This window comes from Bradyrhizobium sp. SZCCHNR1051 (genome assembly GCF_032489615.1).
Taxonomy (GTDB): domain Bacteria; phylum Pseudomonadota; class Alphaproteobacteria; order Rhizobiales; family Xanthobacteraceae; genus Bradyrhizobium.
The window spans coordinates 218,675-235,752 of sequence record NZ_JAUEYJ010000002.1; the positions used below are offsets into that span (position 1 = coordinate 218,675).

8 protein-coding genes are annotated in these 17,078 nt (G+C 66.8%); 3 read left to right on the forward strand and 5 right to left on the reverse strand.

Features of this window, described 5'->3' with window-relative positions:
• Positions 1-362: 362 nt before the first annotated feature.
• From QW868_RS02980 to QW868_RS02995, 4 genes are all read right to left on the reverse strand, one after another.
• Entirely contained in the window at positions 363-593 is a 231-nt protein-coding gene (locus tag QW868_RS02980) for a hypothetical protein (RefSeq protein ID WP_315736409.1), read from the reverse strand.
• A gap of 173 nt (positions 594-766) precedes the next feature.
• Entirely contained in the window at positions 767-1,375 is a 609-nt protein-coding gene (locus tag QW868_RS02985) for a DUF4399 domain-containing protein (protein ID WP_315736408.1), read from the reverse strand.
• A gap of 9 nt (positions 1,376-1,384) precedes the next feature.
• Complete coding sequence (locus QW868_RS02990; protein ID WP_316160642.1) at positions 1,385-2,857, reverse strand: formylglycine-generating enzyme family protein; 1,473 nt, start codon at positions 2,855-2,857, stop codon at positions 1,385-1,387.
• Between the two features lie 32 nt (positions 2,858-2,889).
• The gene (locus tag QW868_RS02995) at positions 2,890-8,187 is read right to left on the reverse strand and encodes an AAA family ATPase (RefSeq protein WP_316229886.1); all 5,298 of its coding nucleotides are present in this window, start codon (positions 8,185-8,187) and stop codon (positions 2,890-2,892) included.
• A 743-nt stretch (positions 8,188-8,930) separates the two neighbouring features.
• On the opposite strand from QW868_RS02995, the gene QW868_RS03000 reads away from it, so the two are divergent.
• The 3 genes from QW868_RS03000 to QW868_RS03010 all read left to right on the forward strand — a co-directional run bounded on the left by QW868_RS03000 (position 8,931) and on the right by QW868_RS03010 (position 13,753).
• On the forward strand, positions 8,931-9,938 hold the full coding sequence (locus QW868_RS03000; RefSeq protein ID WP_410051275.1) for an efflux RND transporter periplasmic adaptor subunit: 1,008 nt from the start codon (positions 8,931-8,933) through the stop codon (positions 9,936-9,938).
• A complete protein-coding gene (locus QW868_RS03005) occupies positions 9,931-13,083 on the forward strand; it encodes an efflux RND transporter permease subunit (protein WP_316229888.1) in 3,153 nt (1,050 codons plus the stop codon). Before QW868_RS03000 ends, QW868_RS03005 begins: the two co-directional genes overlap by 8 nt.
• 382 nt (positions 13,084-13,465) lie before the next feature.
• On the forward strand, positions 13,466-13,753 hold the full coding sequence (locus QW868_RS03010; protein ID WP_315812916.1) for a hypothetical protein: 288 nt from the start codon (positions 13,466-13,468) through the stop codon (positions 13,751-13,753).
• A 2,051-nt stretch (positions 13,754-15,804) separates the two neighbouring features.
• Here QW868_RS03010 and QW868_RS03015 read toward each other — a convergent pair.
• Complete coding sequence (locus QW868_RS03015) at positions 15,805-17,052, reverse strand: amidohydrolase family protein (RefSeq protein WP_316229889.1); 1,248 nt, start codon at positions 17,050-17,052, stop codon at positions 15,805-15,807.
• Between the last annotated feature and the right edge of the window lie 26 nt (positions 17,053-17,078).

Below are 17,078 nucleotides of genomic sequence, written 5' to 3' on the forward strand. Positions count from 1 at the left end.
TTCCGGAATCGGCAACGTGCGTAGTTCCCCGTACGTTGCAACTGATATTGATTCGCAAGGATGTAGCAGCACTGGCGCGAGGCTCACGCGCCTTCCTCGCGCATAAGGCGTCACTGGCGATGCGTGCGGGACCACACTCCTGCCCGATTGCGGCTGTGACCAGGGTGCGGCGAGAAAGGAACAGACAGCTACACGGCTGCGACCTTAAGCCTCAGAAAAAAATATTCTGAGCGCTGCGATCGTTCACACGACCGGAGCGATATCGGCACCGGAAAATGACAATGCGGCTGTGCGCACGCATCTACCAACCGTCAAGCGCACATGCGTGCGAACAGCGGTATACCAAAGAAGCGATCCTGATCTCAGGGCCGGGCGATGCCCTTGCCGACACCGACCACCGGCCAGGATGGCGGATCGCTGCAGGGAAACGACTTGTCGGATGCCTCGGCAACGACGTCCCAGCTCGCGTCGGGATCTGCCATGGAATCGCGCCCGGACGAGCGGCCACGGCCGGGTGAGCTGCCCTTGCTCTCGCCGCCGCTGCGGACCGCGACGTCGGCGCGCCTCGCGAGCCTTGGCGCGAATTTCGACATGCTTCATTCCATCGCTGCGGCAGGCAGGATGATGATGGATCGCCCTTGCCGCTATGGAGCGACAAGCGCCGCCCTCGGCGATGGTTCCACAAGGAGCGACCGAGCTTGCATCCCACGGTCGCGCGTAAGCCGACGCACATCAACGCGCCCGGCCACCGGGAATGGAGAGATCGTCACTTCGTCCCGGAGAAGACGCGGCTGATGAAGTCGGAGCTCTCGGGCGACTTCGTCGTCTCCGGCGACGGCTCGGGCTGGGCCGGCGGCTCGGCGGGTACGGATCGGATCTGCGGTCTGTTTCGGGCGCTGACGCCACGCGTCGCGCGCGCCTCCTGCTCGCCTCCGTTCGGCTTGCTCACCGTGATCATGATCTTCTCGGAGATCACCGGCGGATCGAAGTTGAGATGCCTGGTGTCGCCCAGCACGAGCTGCAGCGTGTGCTTGCCGGGCGACAATTCGATCCGCGCCTCCGTCTCCCCCGCTGCGTAATGAACGTGTTTCTTGTCACGCGGAATCTCCTCGCCGGCCTGCATCGTCTCGTCGACGTCGACCAGAAGATGATGATGGCCACTGCCGGCGAAATCGTCGCCCGCATGGGTAACGCCCATGTTGCGCAGTCCGAAGCGAGCGATCACGGGCCCGGTCACCGTCTCCCCGTCCGCAGGAGAGATGAAATAGACGCGGGCATCCTTCGCAGCCTTCGTTCCCTTGGCCGGCGCCAATGACGGCGCGAGCACGAGCGATGCGGTCAGGATGAGGCAGAGTCGCGCAGACCTCGGCAGCATGCAAATCCCCTATGGTGAGAGCGCGACGCGGAAACCCAGGGTCGGATGCCGGATGCGGCCGTCATAGCGGTCGCGGCTGCCGGCCCGCGCATCGGCGGCGCCGTTCTTCCACGATCCCGAGCGGATGACGCGGGCATAGCTGCTCTCCTCGAGCCAGGCCGATCCGTCCGCCGGCGCGCCCTTGTAGTTCTTGTGCCAATTGTCGGCGACCCACTGGCCGACGCCGCCGCCCATGTCGAACAGGCCGTAAGGATTGGCCTGGACGCTGCCGATTTTCGGCGGCTGATCCGTCTCGGCCTCGCCGGCGCCGTTGCACCCCCTGCAACTGGCCATGCCCGGGCGCATGCGATCGCCCCACCAATAGCGGGTGCGCTGGCCGCCGCGCGCGGCGTATTCCCACTCGGCCTCGGTCGGCAGCCGGTACGACTTGCCGGTCGCCTTCGACAGCCAGCCGAGATAGGCCTGGGTGTCGTCGTAGCTCAGGTTGGTGATCGGACGATCATCCGCACCGGTCGCGATGTCGGCGCAGCTTGCCGCCGCGACACACTGCCTCCACTCGCCTATCGTGACGGGATACTTGCCGAGCGAGAACGGCCGCACGCTGACCTGATGCGCCGGCTGCTCGGACTCGTCGTCGCCACCCATCGCAAAACTGCCGCCGGCGATCGCGACCAGCTCGGGCACGCGCAGCTTCGACTCGGCTTCCGGCGCCCGCGCGGGCCGCGAGATGGCTGCGGTGTCGGATGATCGCGCCAGCGTCGCCTCGAGTGCCGGAGCCTGGCGCGGCGCGATGAAGGAGCTGGACGGCGATTGCGAGGCGTCCTGGGGCGCGCTGGCGGCTTCCAACAGGATCCGGCGCGGCGAAGGCAGCGGCGCGGCAGACTGCGCCTCCCGCTGCGAGCTCGACGATCCGGCCGACCCAGGCGGCGCCTGAATCAGCAGCCCGATCTCGCGTAGCGGCAGCAGCACGCCGCCGAGGAAGACGATGCCGAGGACCACGACGCCGAGCGCTCCACGGATCAGCTTCTTGCGAGCTCCTGCAGCCGGTGCGAACAGGGCCTTCAGCCGGCCGCCCTCACCCGTCTCCTCCTGATCATCGTCGCCGCCGTCGTCCCATCTGTCCGGAAGGGACGCCGCCGGCGCGGGCGACGGGCGCGGACGCACCGGAGAGACAGGTGCAGGTTCTCGTCGAGCCGCACTCTCCGGCTCTGCGATCTCCCATTCGGCGTCGAGCGACTGCTCGAGCGCGCCGCACATCATCAGCAGCAGCCCGCCTTCGCTCTTGCCGGTCCAGCGCTCCTGCACCTCGGGACACTCGACCTGATCCTCGACGCGCAGGAAGCTCGGCGGACGCATCGGGCTGAGCGAGACCTGCACCGTACGGCCGCAGCGCCGGCAGGCCACCGCGCGGGAATCCTCCGGCAGCGCATCCTCGGCGAGCTTGGGAGCCCGCAGCCATTGCAACGCTGAACTCTCGCTCATGCTGTCCTCGCTCGTGATGCCCGCCAACCCCGTCACTGACCCCAGCTGGCAAACACGTCCTTGAACACGCGGTCGCCGTCGGATCCCTTCTCGATCGACAGCAGCGCCCGGTTGCCGCCCTCGTAGACGATCGGAATGTCGAACCACTGCTTGCCCTTGAGAAGCATCAGGTTGCGCTTGGTATCGACCTCGTTGGCAGACAGCGCGACCATGAAGTATTTCGGTGTCACCCTGGCGGTCTGGATCACCAGCGCCGTCCCGCGCTCGGCCTCCTCGCCCTTCAGGCCGATGCCCCTCAGGCTGTTGAGGCCGCTCACCGACTGATCCGGCCAGTCGAACTTGAGCTCCATGACGTGGCTCGCCGGCATCTCCATGTCGGCGTTCCGCCGCAGCGAGATCGTGGCCTTGGTGCCGTTCTCGATCTCGATCTCACCCTTGATCGCCGGCGCCGCATCGAGTCGCGGCCCCTTGCTCTGCTCGATCGACCAGGTGACCTTGCCCGGATAACGCTTGCCCTTCGGATCCTGCGGATCCTCATGATAGAGGAACGCCTGCGCCGGTATGCTAACCGGCACGCTCATGCCGACCGTGGCATGCTCCTCGGCCGCGGCGACAACCACCGGCTTGGCCTCCGGCGTGATCCGCTCTGCATTGACCTTATGGGCGCCCGGTTCGCTCGGCAGAGCCGACGCTGCCGTCGCACCGCTCAGGGACAGCTGGATCCATTCCGACGCGCGCTCCCAGGACACCGCCGCACCGACGACTGCCAGCAGTCCGGCCGCGGCAAATGCCATCACCCGCCGGCTCGGCAGACGGCGGCGTGGTGCTGCGGCGTTCTCCGTCGACTTGAACGCCATCTCGACGAGGGAGGGATGAATCTTGATCTCTGTCGCCGGCGCTGCAGAAGTCGCAGCAGAGGCTGGAGCCGCAGCAGCGGCGGCGGGCTCAGTGGTGGCAGAAGCCGCTGCCGCAGCGGGTATCGCAACGACGCCAGGCTTCACGGGCTCTGCCGGCGCGGCGCTCGTGGACTCCGCCTCGATCTCCGCCGTGACCACCTTCTTTTCGGCAGGGCGCTGCGGCACCGCAAACCGATCGGCGACAATGACCGGCGCTTCAGTGACGGCGGCCGCGCGCGGTTGGGTCTGCTCGGCCGTGGCCGGCTGCGCGACGGCCGGAAGCTCAGGCGGAGCCGGAGTCACAACCGGCGTCACCATGTCCGCGGCCGGCTCGCGCGGCGGACGCCGGCGCAGAACGCGAACCTCCGGCGAGGGCTTGGGCGCAGCCGCGCGGCTCTCGGCCCGCTGCGGTATCGCGGGCGCGCTGGGCTTGGCCGCGGCAGCCGTGACGATGTCCGTCCCCGAGCGGCGGGCCATCGACAGATATTTCGCGACGGTGGCGATCTCCTCTTCGAGCGAGTGCGTCGTGATGACCTGCCGTGGCTGCGGCCGCTGCTTCGGCGCCGGCGCGCGGGCCGGCCGCGGCAGCTCGGCGGCCGGTGCATCGGCCGGCCTGGACGTATCAGCGGGCAGCAGCGGAGCTGGGACCGAGGCGGCTGCCCCGACGCCGGCAGGGCGCGCACGCAGCTCGATCCTGCGATCGGGAAAGAGGATCTCGGCGAGATCGCGCAGCGAGGCACCCGGCATCAGCAGCCGCCGCAGCGCCGGCGGAACGCGGCGCTGCGTGTTCGTCTCGGTGCGTTTGACAACAGTATCGTTGCGGCCGGCTTCGACCACGGCCCCGTCGTCGTGAAGCTCGTCGCTGATCAGAACCTTGCGGGCCCGCAGCATCGCCGTCAGTTCGCGCAGATCGGAGCGGGAGGCGTGGTCGATGACCAGAAGATCGAAGGTGCCGATCCGGGCCGGCAGCAACTCGGCGACACGCCAGGCCGGCATCACGTGACAGGGAATCTCCTCGAGCCAGCCGTCCAGAGACCTGCGCGCGGCAAACCGAAGTCGGCGCGCGGTCGGGCCGGAGCAGGCCGACGCCATCTTCTGCATCGAGTCCCTGAACCGCTTCACCGCTTGCCTGACGGCGCCGCCCGCATTCTGCGCGATGCCCAGCGACATGCGGGCGCCGATCACCGCTTCGAACAGGGCCAGCGACCGCGTCTCCAGCCGCGCGCGCTGAGCCGCGAGGTCATGCAGCAGCTGCCGCTCCTCCGGACTTTCGATCCGCATCAGCACGGCCCAATTCCAGGCCGTCACCCATTCCGCGAGCGTCGCCGCATCCTTCGCCTCGCCCGCGGCCGGCGCGGACCGCAGCCGCTGCGCCAGACTCGGCGCGCCCGCTGCAGTCGCCATCCGGCAGGCGGTCCTGACGAGTTCGTAGTCCGCGCTGGCCTCGCGGATCTTCTCCATGGTCGCGAGAATGCCTGTCCACCGCGTTTCGAGCTCCTGGGGCTCCGTCTCGGCGTCACCGACCCGCGACAGCACGTCATCCTGAACGGAGACGGCGAGCTCTCCCGCCCGGGCGAACAATTCGCCCAGCCGCGCAAGCTCGACCAGCGGACCCGATACGCGCGTCATGACGGTCCGGATAGCCGCGCCGAACGCGGCCAGCCGCTGCGCATCCGCCAGCATCGCCCTGACCTCGCCGTCCGGCATCGACAGCTTGCAGCAGGCATCGGCCACGTTGCGGACGGCGAGCGCGGCCGTCACGATGGCGGCCTCGACGCTCTTGACGATGTGCTCGAGGTCATCGAACGTCCGTGCCGATTCCAATTGAAGCGCGGGTGCATCGATCTGCGTCGCGATCGACGTCCAGCGCGCGCGCAACGCATGCAGGTCGTGGCGCCACAGCAGGAAGCGCCCGACATATTGCCAGTCCGCCGGCTTCGACGGCGCGGCACCGTCCACCGTGATCGCTTCGACGGCGGCCTTCAGCGCGCGGCGCGAGGGCGAGAACCGCGCGAACGGCTTCTCGCCGGCCGCAAGCCGCTCGACCACGCGGATCGCGTCCTTCCTGGTGAACGCCTCGACCGGCGCCTGCACCTGGCGCCTTGCGAATTCGGCGCTCCGCGACAGTTGGAACGAGGCATCACGCGCCCAACCCACGACCTTGTCGAGACCTGCGGGAGCGTCAGCCTTTGCGGCACCGAGCGGCGACAGCCGCGCGAGCCAGGTCTCTTCGGCGATGACGCGATGGCCGGCTACCAGCGCATCGAGGTCGGCCGCCAGGCGGGTGGTTGCGTCAAGCCCGAAGGTCGCGATGGCGTCGAGCGCGAGATCCTCGTCGCGGCCTGCGTCCGACGTCAGCCCTGCCTGGTGCTGCAGCTCCGCGTGCAGACGCAGGATCGCGGCGGTATCGGGAAGCGCCGCGAGCTCCGGCAACTCGTCATCGATATGCTTGAGATCAGTGGCAAGCCGCAGCCGCGCTTCGCGCGCCTTGTCGACCGCCGTGACGAGCGGGTCCGTAGCCGCGAGCAGGCGCTTCGGCCGGTCGGTGAACCAGGCATGAATGGCCTGCTCGCCGATCAGCGCATCGAACAGATCGAACGGCAGCTCCGGCAAGCCGCCGGCGAGCCGCAGGTTGCGCCCGACGATCTCGGCGATCTCGTCGTCCAGCGATGCGATCTGCGTGCGCTTCGAGATGATGTCGCGCTCGAGCCGGCCGATCTGACCGACCTGGTCGCGCAGATTGGTCGCGTCCAGGATCGATTGCAGCCGGCCGGCCAGGGCTTCGGCCTTCCTGAGCACGTCCTTGTCGGAGCCGGTCGAGCTGACGGTCAGCTCGCGAATGGCCGGCGGCAGCTTCTGATGCAGCAGGGAAAGTGCAGCCTCGTCCCTGGACACGACGAGGACGCGCGAGCCGAGCGCGAGGTGATGGCAGACGACGTTGGCGAGCGCCGTGATCCGATCGTCCCGCGCGACGGACTGGACCATCAGGCCATCCGACCGGGACAGCTCGCGCACGATTTCGACATCCTCCACGACCGCCGGCAACGGGAAGAACAGATCTCCCTGCTCGATGGCGGCAGGCTTGGGCGCAGGCGCAAGGTCGATCGGGCCGCCGACGACGCTGGACAGATGCCGGCGCAAATTGGCGTGCCCTCGTTTATCCGGCTGCGACAGCAGCGCGCTCACGGCTTCCGACAGGCAGCACTCGCTTTGCGGCGCATGCACGATCGCATTCTTGAGGCAGTCGATGTCGCGCAGGGCGAGGCTCTCCGGCCGACGCCGCGCGGAGATGACCCAGCGTCCCGCCGCGATGGCAGCCTCCGCGGCCTCCATCGCCGGCGCATCGTCCGAAGACGCGAAATTGCGCGACGTCTTGTAACCGGATTGCGCGCCTGCGGCGCTCAGGATCTGATCGAGGCCGATCGGCGTGAACGGCGACAGCTCTGCGCGCTGCTCCAGCGCCTCGACCAAGCGATCCGGCTTGTCGCGCACGGCAAGCGCCGCGTCCGGTGCCACCGCATCCAGCGCCCTCAAATTGACGGCTGCGCCGACGAAGCGCGGCCGGACCCTGACCTCGGCATCCGGACGCGCGATGATCTCGATCTCGACCGCGCGCTCGAACAGCGGCAACTCGAATTCGCGCCCGCCCTGCCGCCACGATGACAGCGCGATGCCCCACAGGACCTCCATCGCCTGATCGGCGCGGGTCGCGGCGGCCATGTCGCGCAGCCGCTGGTGGATCGCCATCGTACGGCGGCGCATGCGCTCGGTGTCGGCCCAGACGGTCCATGGCCCGCTGATATAGCGCTCGATCCGCTGCACGAAGTCAGGGCGCTGCTCCAGGCGCAGCCGTCCGGTCCAGGCGCCCAGCGCCGGGGCCGGCGAAAAATCCTCGGGCCGTGCGTGGCGGGCAAAGGTGAGGCGGTTCTTCTCGATCTCGTCGACCGTGACCAGGATGCTCTCGTGCTGCGATGGACGACGGTCGGGGTCGGACGACGGCTCGACCCAGGTTTTGAGATCGTCGTCGATGGCGGGCGGCTCCGTCGCGGCGAGCGCCTCGACGGCGAGCCACACCGGGCCGTCGACATCGAAGGTATTGAGCACCACGCCCGGCAGACCCGCCAGCTCCTCCTGGTCGAGCGTGAAGCCGTGATCGTCGGCGAATGGATGATCCGGCTGCCGCTCCGCCGGAGAGGCATCGGCACGAATGATCTCGGTCAGACTGCCGAGCACGTCCTGCAACGGCTCGACGGCCGATCCCGTGCCGAGCACTTCGCTCGTCGAGAACGCCCAGGCGTCGGTCGGCGACTGCGGCTCCAGGGCCGCGGCGCCGATAGCACCAAGCAGCCGCATGCCGTGATCGGCGGCACTGCTCTGCGCCTTGCGATCGCCCGCGCCGGCCTCGTTGGGCCGCACATTCACCAGCTGGCTCATCGCGCAGATCCTTCTCTGAAGTCGGCCGCGACGTCGGCACGAGCGCGGCGAGAGGCTGACCGACAAGGATGGCCCTGCGCATGATCACGGTGCGCCGGGCGATCGGAGAGTGGGTTCAGAGTGGACAAGCTTGCCTCGCTGCAACGTCGACGGAACTCCCGACTCGTTGCGGAGGGGTATGGCGAAGTGAGGTCACATCAATGACCCGACAGGTAGATGAATGTGACGATTCTCGCTCCCGTAGGCGAATCGGGAAAAAATCCCGGGTCATTCGATGAGGAAAATCGTGCGTAAGAAGTTTGTTGGTCTTGGCTTTTCGTGTAGCGCGGCGCGTGTGGCCGGCAACAAGCTTGGGCTGCGGACGAATACGCTGGAATGTGTCTAAGAATACTTCTAACGCTCAAGAAGAAATATCGGGACGCATGCCGAACGCCCGATCTCCCCGCCGCAGCGCGGCTGCGGTCCAGGTTCGGCCACTTGCCTGCCGCGCATGCGGCTCGCTTGCGAGACAGGCGCCACAAGCATCGGTGCCGGGCGTGCATTGCACTGCGTCGCTCCCTCCGCAGGTACCGTGATCGCATCGACGGAAGCGGCGCGGACAGGACGCGCGCGATGGCCCGACGAAGTCCTATGCGGTGGCTCCCGGCCGGCGCTGCTTGAAACACCCTCGAAGCTGAAGTAGCTGTTGTCGCAATGACATCGACGTCGTCCAGACGTTTCCCCGATCGATGGGCCGGGACTGCATGGTGAGGCAACGGACGAGAGCTGCGGCCGCATGCGGTGCCATGCTGTTCACGCTGGTTTCCCTGTCGTCGCGCGCGCAGGCGCAGTCCGACGGCGCGGCAGGCCGTGAACCGGCAACGGTCAGGCTTTCTGCAACGCAACAGAAGCAGATCGGACTCCAGACCGCCGTGCTGGCTGCGGAATCCCATCCCGAGCAGTTTCGCGCCTACGGCACGGTGCTGGACGTCGGCAGGCTGACCGACCTGACCAACAACTACGCCAATGCCCAGGCGCAGCTGCAGACGGCGCAAGCGAAACTCGACGTCGCAAGGCTCGCATTCGAGCGCGCCCGCGACCTCGTGCAATCGGCGGCAATGCCGCGGAAGGACGCCGAAGCGGCGGAGGGCACGTTCCGGACTGATCAGGCCACCCTGGCTGCCGCGGAATCGCAAGTGAAGACCCTGATGGCGACGGCGCGGCAGGAATGGGGCGCGGTCATCGGAAAGGGCATCATCGAACGTTCGCCGCAGGTCGTGCAATTGATCGAACGCGAGCAGCTGCTGGTGCAGGTCACGCTGCCGCCCGGCGTGACTCTGGCCGGGCCGCCGCGCGGCGCGCTGGCGCAGGCGCCCACCCGCAGCGCCAACATCGATCTGCGCTATTTGTCGGCTGCGCCGCGAACGGATCCGCGTATCCAGGGCGTGAGCTATTACTTCGTCGCCGCTGGCGACAGCGGGCTGCTGCCGGGGATGAACACCACCGCCTACGTGCCCTCGGGCAAGTCGTTCGACGGCGTCTTTGTCGAGGACACCGCGATCGTGCAATGGCAGGGCCGCTCGTGGGTCTATTTGCGCGCCGGTCCCGATCTCTTCAAGCGCCACCCGATCCGCACCGATCAGCCGGTGTCCGACGACGACTATGTCGTGCAGGACATTCCGTCGGGCTCCGAGATCGTCCTGCGCGGCGCGCAGGTGCTGTTGTCGGAGGAGGCCAAGAGCGAGTTGCGCGGCGGCGGCGACGATGATTGACGGCGTTCGCGGCGCCGCGGCCGGCCCCCAGGCGGCGCTGATCTCGTTTGCCATCCGCTTCCGCGGCATCGTGCTGGGGGTGGCCTGCACCATTCTCGGCTACGGCATCTTCTCGCTGGGCAGCGCCAATTACGCGGTCTTTCCCGAATTCGCGCCGCCGCAGGTCTCGATCCAGACCGAGGCCCCCGGGCTCAGTCCCGAACAGGTCGAGGTGCTGGTCACGCAGCCGATCGAAATCGCGATCAACGGTCTCGCCGGCGTCGAGAGCATGAGGTCGTCGTCGATCCAGGGCCTTTCCGTCATTTCGGTTATCTTCCAGCCCGGCACCGAGGTCTTCCGGGCGCGGCAATTGGTGACCGAGCGACTCGCGGTCGTCGCCGGCAGCCTGCCACAGGGCGTGCGGGCGCCATCGATGACGCCGCTGGTGCCGGCGGCCGGCACCGTGCTGGCGATCGGGCTGACCTCCGAACAGCGCTCGCTGATGGATCTGCGCACGATCGCCGATTGGACCGTGAGCCGACGGCTGCTGGCCGTCGCGGGCGTGGCGCAGGTCACGACCTATGGCCGGGACATCCGGTCGCTGCAGGTGCAGGTGCGGTCCGACGACCTTGTCCGCTTCGGCGTCGGCATGAACGACGTCGTCGCCGCCGCGCGCAAGGCCACCGGCGTGCGCGGTGCCGGCTTCGTCGACACCGCCAATCAACGGGTCATCCTGCAGACACAGGGCCAGTCGCTCACACCAGAGCAGCTGGCCCGGACGGTCCTGCTGCACCAGGGCGGCGCCAGCGTGGTGCTCGGCGACGTCGCGACGGTCGTGAACGCGCCGGAGCCGCCGATCGGGGGCGCGCTGATCAACGGCCAGCCCGGCATCATGATGATGATCAGCCAGCAGTTCGGCGCCAACACCCGCAACGTCGCGGCGCGCGTCGAGGCCGCGCTGCGGGAGCTGCGCCCGGCGCTCGACAGCGAGAAGGTCAGGCTGCACGCCGATCTGTTCCGCCCGGCGACCTTCATCGATGCAGCGACGCAGAACGTGCTGTACGCGCTGCTGATCGGCGGCGCCCTGGTCATCATCGTGCTGTTGCTGTTCCTCTATGACTGGCGCACCTCCGTCATCAGTTGCACCGCGATCCCGCTGTCGCTGTTATCGGCCGTGCTGGCGCTGCAGTGGATGGGACAGAGCCTGGACACGATGACCCTCGGCGGCCTCGCCATCGCGATCGGCGAGGTCGTCGACGATGCCGTGATCGGCGTCGAGAACGTGGTGCGCCGGCTGCGCGAGAACCGCGGCCTGCCGTCGCCGCGCAGCGAAGCCCGCGTGGTCTACGATGCCATGCTCGAGGTGCGCAGCGCGGTCGCCTATGCGACTTTCGCCGTGCTCCTGGTGTTCGTGCCGATCCTTGCGCTGCCGGGCCTCGCCGGCCGGCTGTTCGGGCCGCTCGGCATCGCCTACATCCTCGCCGTGGTGGCCTCGCTGATCGTCGCGCTGACGGTCACCCCGGCGCTGTCGATGCTGCTGCTGGCCGGCCGGACGCCGCGCGAGGAACGCGAACCGCCACTGGTGCGCTGGTCGCGCGGCTCCTACGAGACGGTGTTGCGGCGGCTCGGCCGCTTTCCCAAATCGGTCATGGCGACGGCCGTGCTGGTGACCGCCGCCGGCGCAAGCCTGGTGCCGTTCTTCGGCGGCACCTTCCTGCCCGACCTGAAGGAGGGTCATTTGATCCTCCATGTCTCGACGCTGCCGGGCACCTCGCTCGACGAATCGCTGCGGCTGGGCACGCTGATCGCCGGGCCCCTGCAGGGCGTGCCGGAGGTCCGCAGCGTGGCGCAGCATGCCGGCCGCGCCGAAGCCGGCGTCGATACCGCGGGCACGCATTCGAGCGAGATCGAGGTCGACCTGAAGCCGGGCCTGTCCGGCGAACAGCAGGAGCTGGCGCAACAGCGCATCCGCGCCGCGCTCGCCAACTTCGCCGGTATCAACCTGTCGATCAAGACCTACCTGACCGAGCGCATCGAGGAGACCCTGTCCGGCTTCAACGCCGCCGTGGTCATCAACGTGTTCGGCCCCGATCTCGACGATCTGGAGCGCGCGGCGCGCGACATCGCGCGCGAGCTCGGCGAGGTCTGGGGCGCGATCGACATCCAGCAGCAGTCGCCGCCGGGCATGCCGCAGGTCAACGTGACCCTGCGCCCGACCGACCTGCAATCCTGGGGCCTGGATGCGGTGGAGGTGCTGGAATTGATCCGCACCGCCTATCAGGGCGACGTCGTCGGACAGGCCTATGAAGGCAACGTGGTCTTCAACGTCATCGTCAAGCTCGACCCCGATGCGAGCGCCCGCCCGACCGAGATCGGCAACATGCCGATCCGCGCGCCGAGCGGCGCCTACATTCTCCTGAAGCAGGTCGCGGACATCTACGGCACCGCGGGGCGCTACGTCGTGCTTCATCGCAATGGGCAGCGCGTTCAGACCGTGACCGCCAATGTCGCCGAGCGCGATCTCGAATCCTTCGTGGCCGCGGCCAAACGGAAGATCGCCAAGGAGGTCAAACTGCCGCCGGGCGCGCATGTCGAGTTCACCGGCGCGGCCGAGGCGCAGGCCAAGTCGCGGCGCGACCTGCTGGTGAATTCGCTGCTGGCGGCGATCGGCATCGTGCTGCTGCTGTCCTTCGTCACCGGGCACTGGCGCAACCTGGTGCTGGTGCTGATCAACCTGCCGTTCGCCTTCGTCGGCGGCGTCATCGCCGTCGCATTGACCGGCGGCGTGCTGTCGCTGGGCTCGATGGTCGGCTTCGTGACGCTGTTCGGGATTGCGCTGCGCAACTCGATCCTGATGATCTCGCATTACGAGCATCTGGTCGTCGTCGAAGGCCGCGCCTGGAATCTGGAGACCGCGATCGCCGGCGCCGCCGACCGCCTGGTGCCGATCCTGATGACCTCGCTGGTGACCGGCCTCGGCCTGCTGCCGCTCGCGCTCGGCGCCGGCGAGCCGGGCCGCGAGATCGAGGGACCGATGGCCGTGGTCATCCTCGGCGGACTCCTGACCTCGATGGCGCTCAACCTGCTGGTGCTGCCGACGCTGGCGCTGCGCTTCGGCCGGTTTGCGCGCGGCGTGCACGCCCGCGGAGATGTCGCGGCGAGCTGATCTTGGGCGTTAGACGTCCGCGACGTTCGCCGCACGTGGCTGCTCGACGCTTCACCGTGCGGGCCGGATCAAGGAGATTAACTTCCGACCCGTGTTGACGAGCTTGTCCACTGGCTGACTGCAGATCTTAGCGACCGAGTTACGTGCGTCCGCATTCAGCCCATTACGGACGTGGAGGGCTGCTGGTATTCACGATCGAACCGGGCTGGATCACTCTGTCCGGGTTACCTCCGGTCGCGACCGTCAGCGCGGACATCGAAGGTCGGCAGCCATGGGCCAGAAGCTGACATCCGGGTTGCAATCCCGTTCTGGGTCGCAATACCTTCTGTTATCGGTTAGGCGGCTAGGGTGCGGGCCGGCAATAGCTAGGCAAGGGAATTCCGTGGGTACGTTCTATACAGACGAACAAATCCTCGAAGCTATCACGGCCTTAGAGAGTTACTCTCCCGGTGTCTGGGAGATAATGAAGAAAATGGCCGCAATCGCGGAGCCTGACCTCGAAATTTACGAGAAAGAGCAAACGGCCATCGTACGTGCCCTTACCGTTGTCTTGCCCAAAATGCCATTTGTTGGTCAAGCCGAGAAGCCGCACGAAGCCGAGAACCTTTTACTCATAGACGTGCGCAAGGCCATTCGGGAGGCAGTCGACACCAACAAGGTTGCTCCATAAATCACAAGCGTCCGGCGTCCGCTTCGGGTCAAAGACTGAAATTCTCATGCCGAGTAGATCTCTTCTGCACAACCTCGAATAACCGACGTGGCAAAGCCCTGACGGCCTTTCTCTGCCGGGCCATGGGCTGTCCTCCGAAATGGGGTGGCGCTATGGCCGGTGTACCCCAGATAACAGGCGACTTGCCGCAGCGCCGTAAGTCGGCAGCCATGGGCCAGTGGCGGACCATTGCTCAAGGATCGTAAGATCGCCCACCGGCTCGGACACAATGCTTTTCTAACGAGATGCCAGGACCCGAGGGGACACGGAGAGGACTGGAAAGCGCGGCAGGAATTTCGATCTCGCAACGGTCCGCCCCGTTGCGATAAACAAGTACTCCCCGCGAAATACGCAAAGTAATGTTCCAGCCGGACGACGACGCGTCTGACCATCGATCCAGAGCCGCAATGCTGTCAGGCATCGCAATCCCCTGCAGCGCCTTTATCTCCTCAACAAGCCTAGCGGCTTGCCACGTCGTACGCCGGATCGAACCTGCAAAAATTCCGAAAAGGAAGTCGCTTGTATTAGGCATTGTTAGATTGTGGATCACCTGTTGAAGCTGGATTGTGCGGTTTCGGACCCTACGACGAACGTTCGGAGGCCACGGCGAAAAAAGCAGATGGCCTGGAAGCTCGTAGCGCATGTTACCGGAGTGTGTGCGCCGCCAAGGCGATGGGCAATCCTGCCCGGCGTCAGACGATCGAACGAATAGCACTCCCTTCGTTTTGCGGATGATGGGCCAGAAATTTTTCGCAGACGACCGACGAATTGCATCGTGCAACTGGGCTATCGCAAGAGTAACTGGCGCAGCCTGAGCCAACGCCTCGATGGCAGAAACCATAAGATGACCGTTCTGGAGAGCGTACTCCTCGGCCAGCCGGCGGTTCAAGCTGCGGAGATGCTGTCGATACGTCCACATCTGCGCATCATATGGTTCCTCCGTCTGATGAGACATAGATCACCCAACTGCTAAGTCACGCTTTCCGCCTACCTTCTGTGCTGCCAACCAGTATTGTCATTTTGTTAAAAAGAGCTAGACGGCCGGAGGCCGCAGGACCTTGTCGGCAGGTCCGCTTTGGGTCACTTGCTGCCGTCCCGAACGAGCTAGCGTCACGGCCGGTGTACCTCGGATAGTTGCCGACTTGATGCAGCGCCGCAAGTCGGCAGCCTCTGGGGCTATTCAGGGTACGGTCCGGCGGCCCTGTCACGTCCGCAATTCGCCCTTCTCGGACCTTCCGGACGCCGCCAAAGACGTCGGCCTGCTGGGCTTGAGCGGATATGCTTCTCGAGACTCGTGCGGGCCCGGAGCCAGGCGCGCGCGACCGACAAGGAGACCTCTGATGCGATGCGCCCAAAATCTGATTTTACTCACCGCCTCAAGCACATCACCCTTGTCCAGTCCTCCCACGGAAAATATTCTACTTTCGTTTTTCAGAAAAACATGATTGACTCTGCGCATCCCGTCCCGCCATGAGGGGCGCTTCGCGATCGTCACGAGACGTGGGTGCGGGATGCGGTGGGTGCATTGGATCGCAGCGCGAGCAATCGTGCGGACGAACGAGCCCAATGCGCCGGCGAAATCGTAGGGTCCTGGCCTCCCGGTGCTGAGGCCAAGCGGACGGTGACGATGATCCGTTCGTGACGGGGGCAAGACAGCCGGTCCCCGGGGAGAGGACGTATAAGCCGCCCAACCATCGCGCGGGGAATGCCGGGATGTCTCGGCTGAACCTGTGGTACCTGCCGCCTGCATTTTTTTCGCAGGCGGGCCATGGGGGCGGCCAGCTCCCGGCATTCCCTGCGCCCTCTTCGTCGATGAGGGCGAAACGACCCGCACAACTCGGACGCACGGAGCGCCGCGAGGCCGAATGACTGCGTTCTAAGAAGCACTCATCGCAGATGCCGGCGCCCGCAGCGTCGAGGCGGTGGAGAGACGATGAACGTCCCGCATGACAGCGCACACAAACGCCACGACTGTCGACCATTGGCCCGGTGGACGTCGGCGCCGAGTTGCCTCAGGCGTTCAGCCGGTCGATGTGCACCTTGCCGGCCTTCATCACCAGCGGAATGTGATCGCCCTGGCCGAGCAGGCACGAGACGTCGCGCAGCGGATTGCCCTCGACCACGAGCAGGTCGGCAAAGGCGCCCGGCAAGATCCGGCCGAGCTTGCCTTCCATGCCGAGCACCTCGGCGCCGATCACGGTCGCGCTGGCAATGACCTCGCGCGGACCAAGGATCTCGGCGCGGATCCGGAATTCATCGCTCTGCAGGCGCTGGGACGGTCCCAGGAGATCGCTGCCGAAGCCCATCTTGACGCCGGCGTCGCGGTAGATGCCGAGCGAGCGCAGGCCGGCATCGCGCACATCGGCGATCTTGGCGACGCTCTCCGGCGGCAGGCCGTATTGCGCGCCTTCGTTGGCGAGCGCCTCATAGGTGACGAGCGTCGGAATGACGTAGACGCCCTTCTCGGCCATCAGCCGCGCGGTCGGCAGATCGACGAGATTGCCGTGCTCGATGGTCCTCACACCGCAATGGATGGCGCGGGCGATGGCTTCCGCCGTGTAGGCGTGCGCCAGGACGTAGGTCTGCCGCGCCCGCGCCTCGGCGACGATGGCGCGGATCTCGTCCTCGGAATAGCCGAACGCGCCGACCGGATCGGTCGGCGAGGCGACGCCGCCCGAGGCCATGATCTTGATCTGGTCGGCGCCCATCTGCAGCTCCTCGCGCACCGCCTTGCGCACGGCATCGACGCCATCGGCCACCCGGGCCAGCGCACCGACGCGCACGCAGCACGGACAGGGTGCGTTGTCGGAGAGGAAATCGGTGCGCGCCCGCATGTCGCCATGGCCGCCGGTCTGGCTGAGCGCCCGGCCGGAGACGAACAGCCGCGGGCCCTCGGTGAGTCCGGTGTCGACGGCCTGCTTCAGCGGATAGCCGGCGCCGCCGGCGTCACGCACCGTGGTAAAGCCCCGCCGCAGCATGCCCTTCAACAGCAGCGCCGAGCGCAGGGTCACCAGCACATTCGGCATCTGCACTTGCTGTGCGAGATTGAGCTCGACCGCGATCGCATGGACGTGCAGGTCGATCAGCCCCGGCATCAGCGTCTTGCCTTGGAGATCGATGGTCTGGTCGACGCTGGTCTGCAGCGGCTTGTCAGACACCTCCTTGATCAGGTTGTCCTCGACCAGCACGTGATGGCCTTCGCGCAGCTCCGGCTGCAGCGGGTCGAGCAGAGCGGCATTCTTGAACAGGATGGTCGGCATCAAGGTGTCCTCGATCGGAGCGAAGC

Bases quoted from the DNA above. Each gene is read 5' to 3' on its own strand.
- QW868_RS02980 (WP_315736409.1), bottom strand. From the start codon at position 593: ATGTCGAAATTCGCGCCAAGGCTCGCGAGGCGCGCCGACGTCGCGGTC.
- QW868_RS02985 (WP_315736408.1), bottom strand. From the start codon at position 1,375: ATGCTGCCGAGGTCTGCGCGACTCTGCCTCATCCTGACCGCATCGCTC.
- QW868_RS02990 (WP_316160642.1), bottom strand. From the start codon at position 2,857: ATGAGCGAGAGTTCAGCGTTGCAATGGCTGCGGGCTCCCAAGCTCGCC.
- QW868_RS02995 (WP_316229886.1), bottom strand. From the start codon at position 8,187: ATGAGCCAGCTGGTGAATGTGCGGCCCAACGAGGCCGGCGCGGGCGAT.
- QW868_RS03000 (WP_410051275.1), top strand. From the start codon at position 8,931: ATGGTGAGGCAACGGACGAGAGCTGCGGCCGCATGCGGTGCCATGCTG.
- QW868_RS03005 (WP_316229888.1), top strand. From the start codon at position 9,931: ATGATTGACGGCGTTCGCGGCGCCGCGGCCGGCCCCCAGGCGGCGCTG.
- QW868_RS03015 (WP_316229889.1), bottom strand. From the start codon at position 17,052: ATGCCGACCATCCTGTTCAAGAATGCCGCTCTGCTCGACCCGCTGCAG.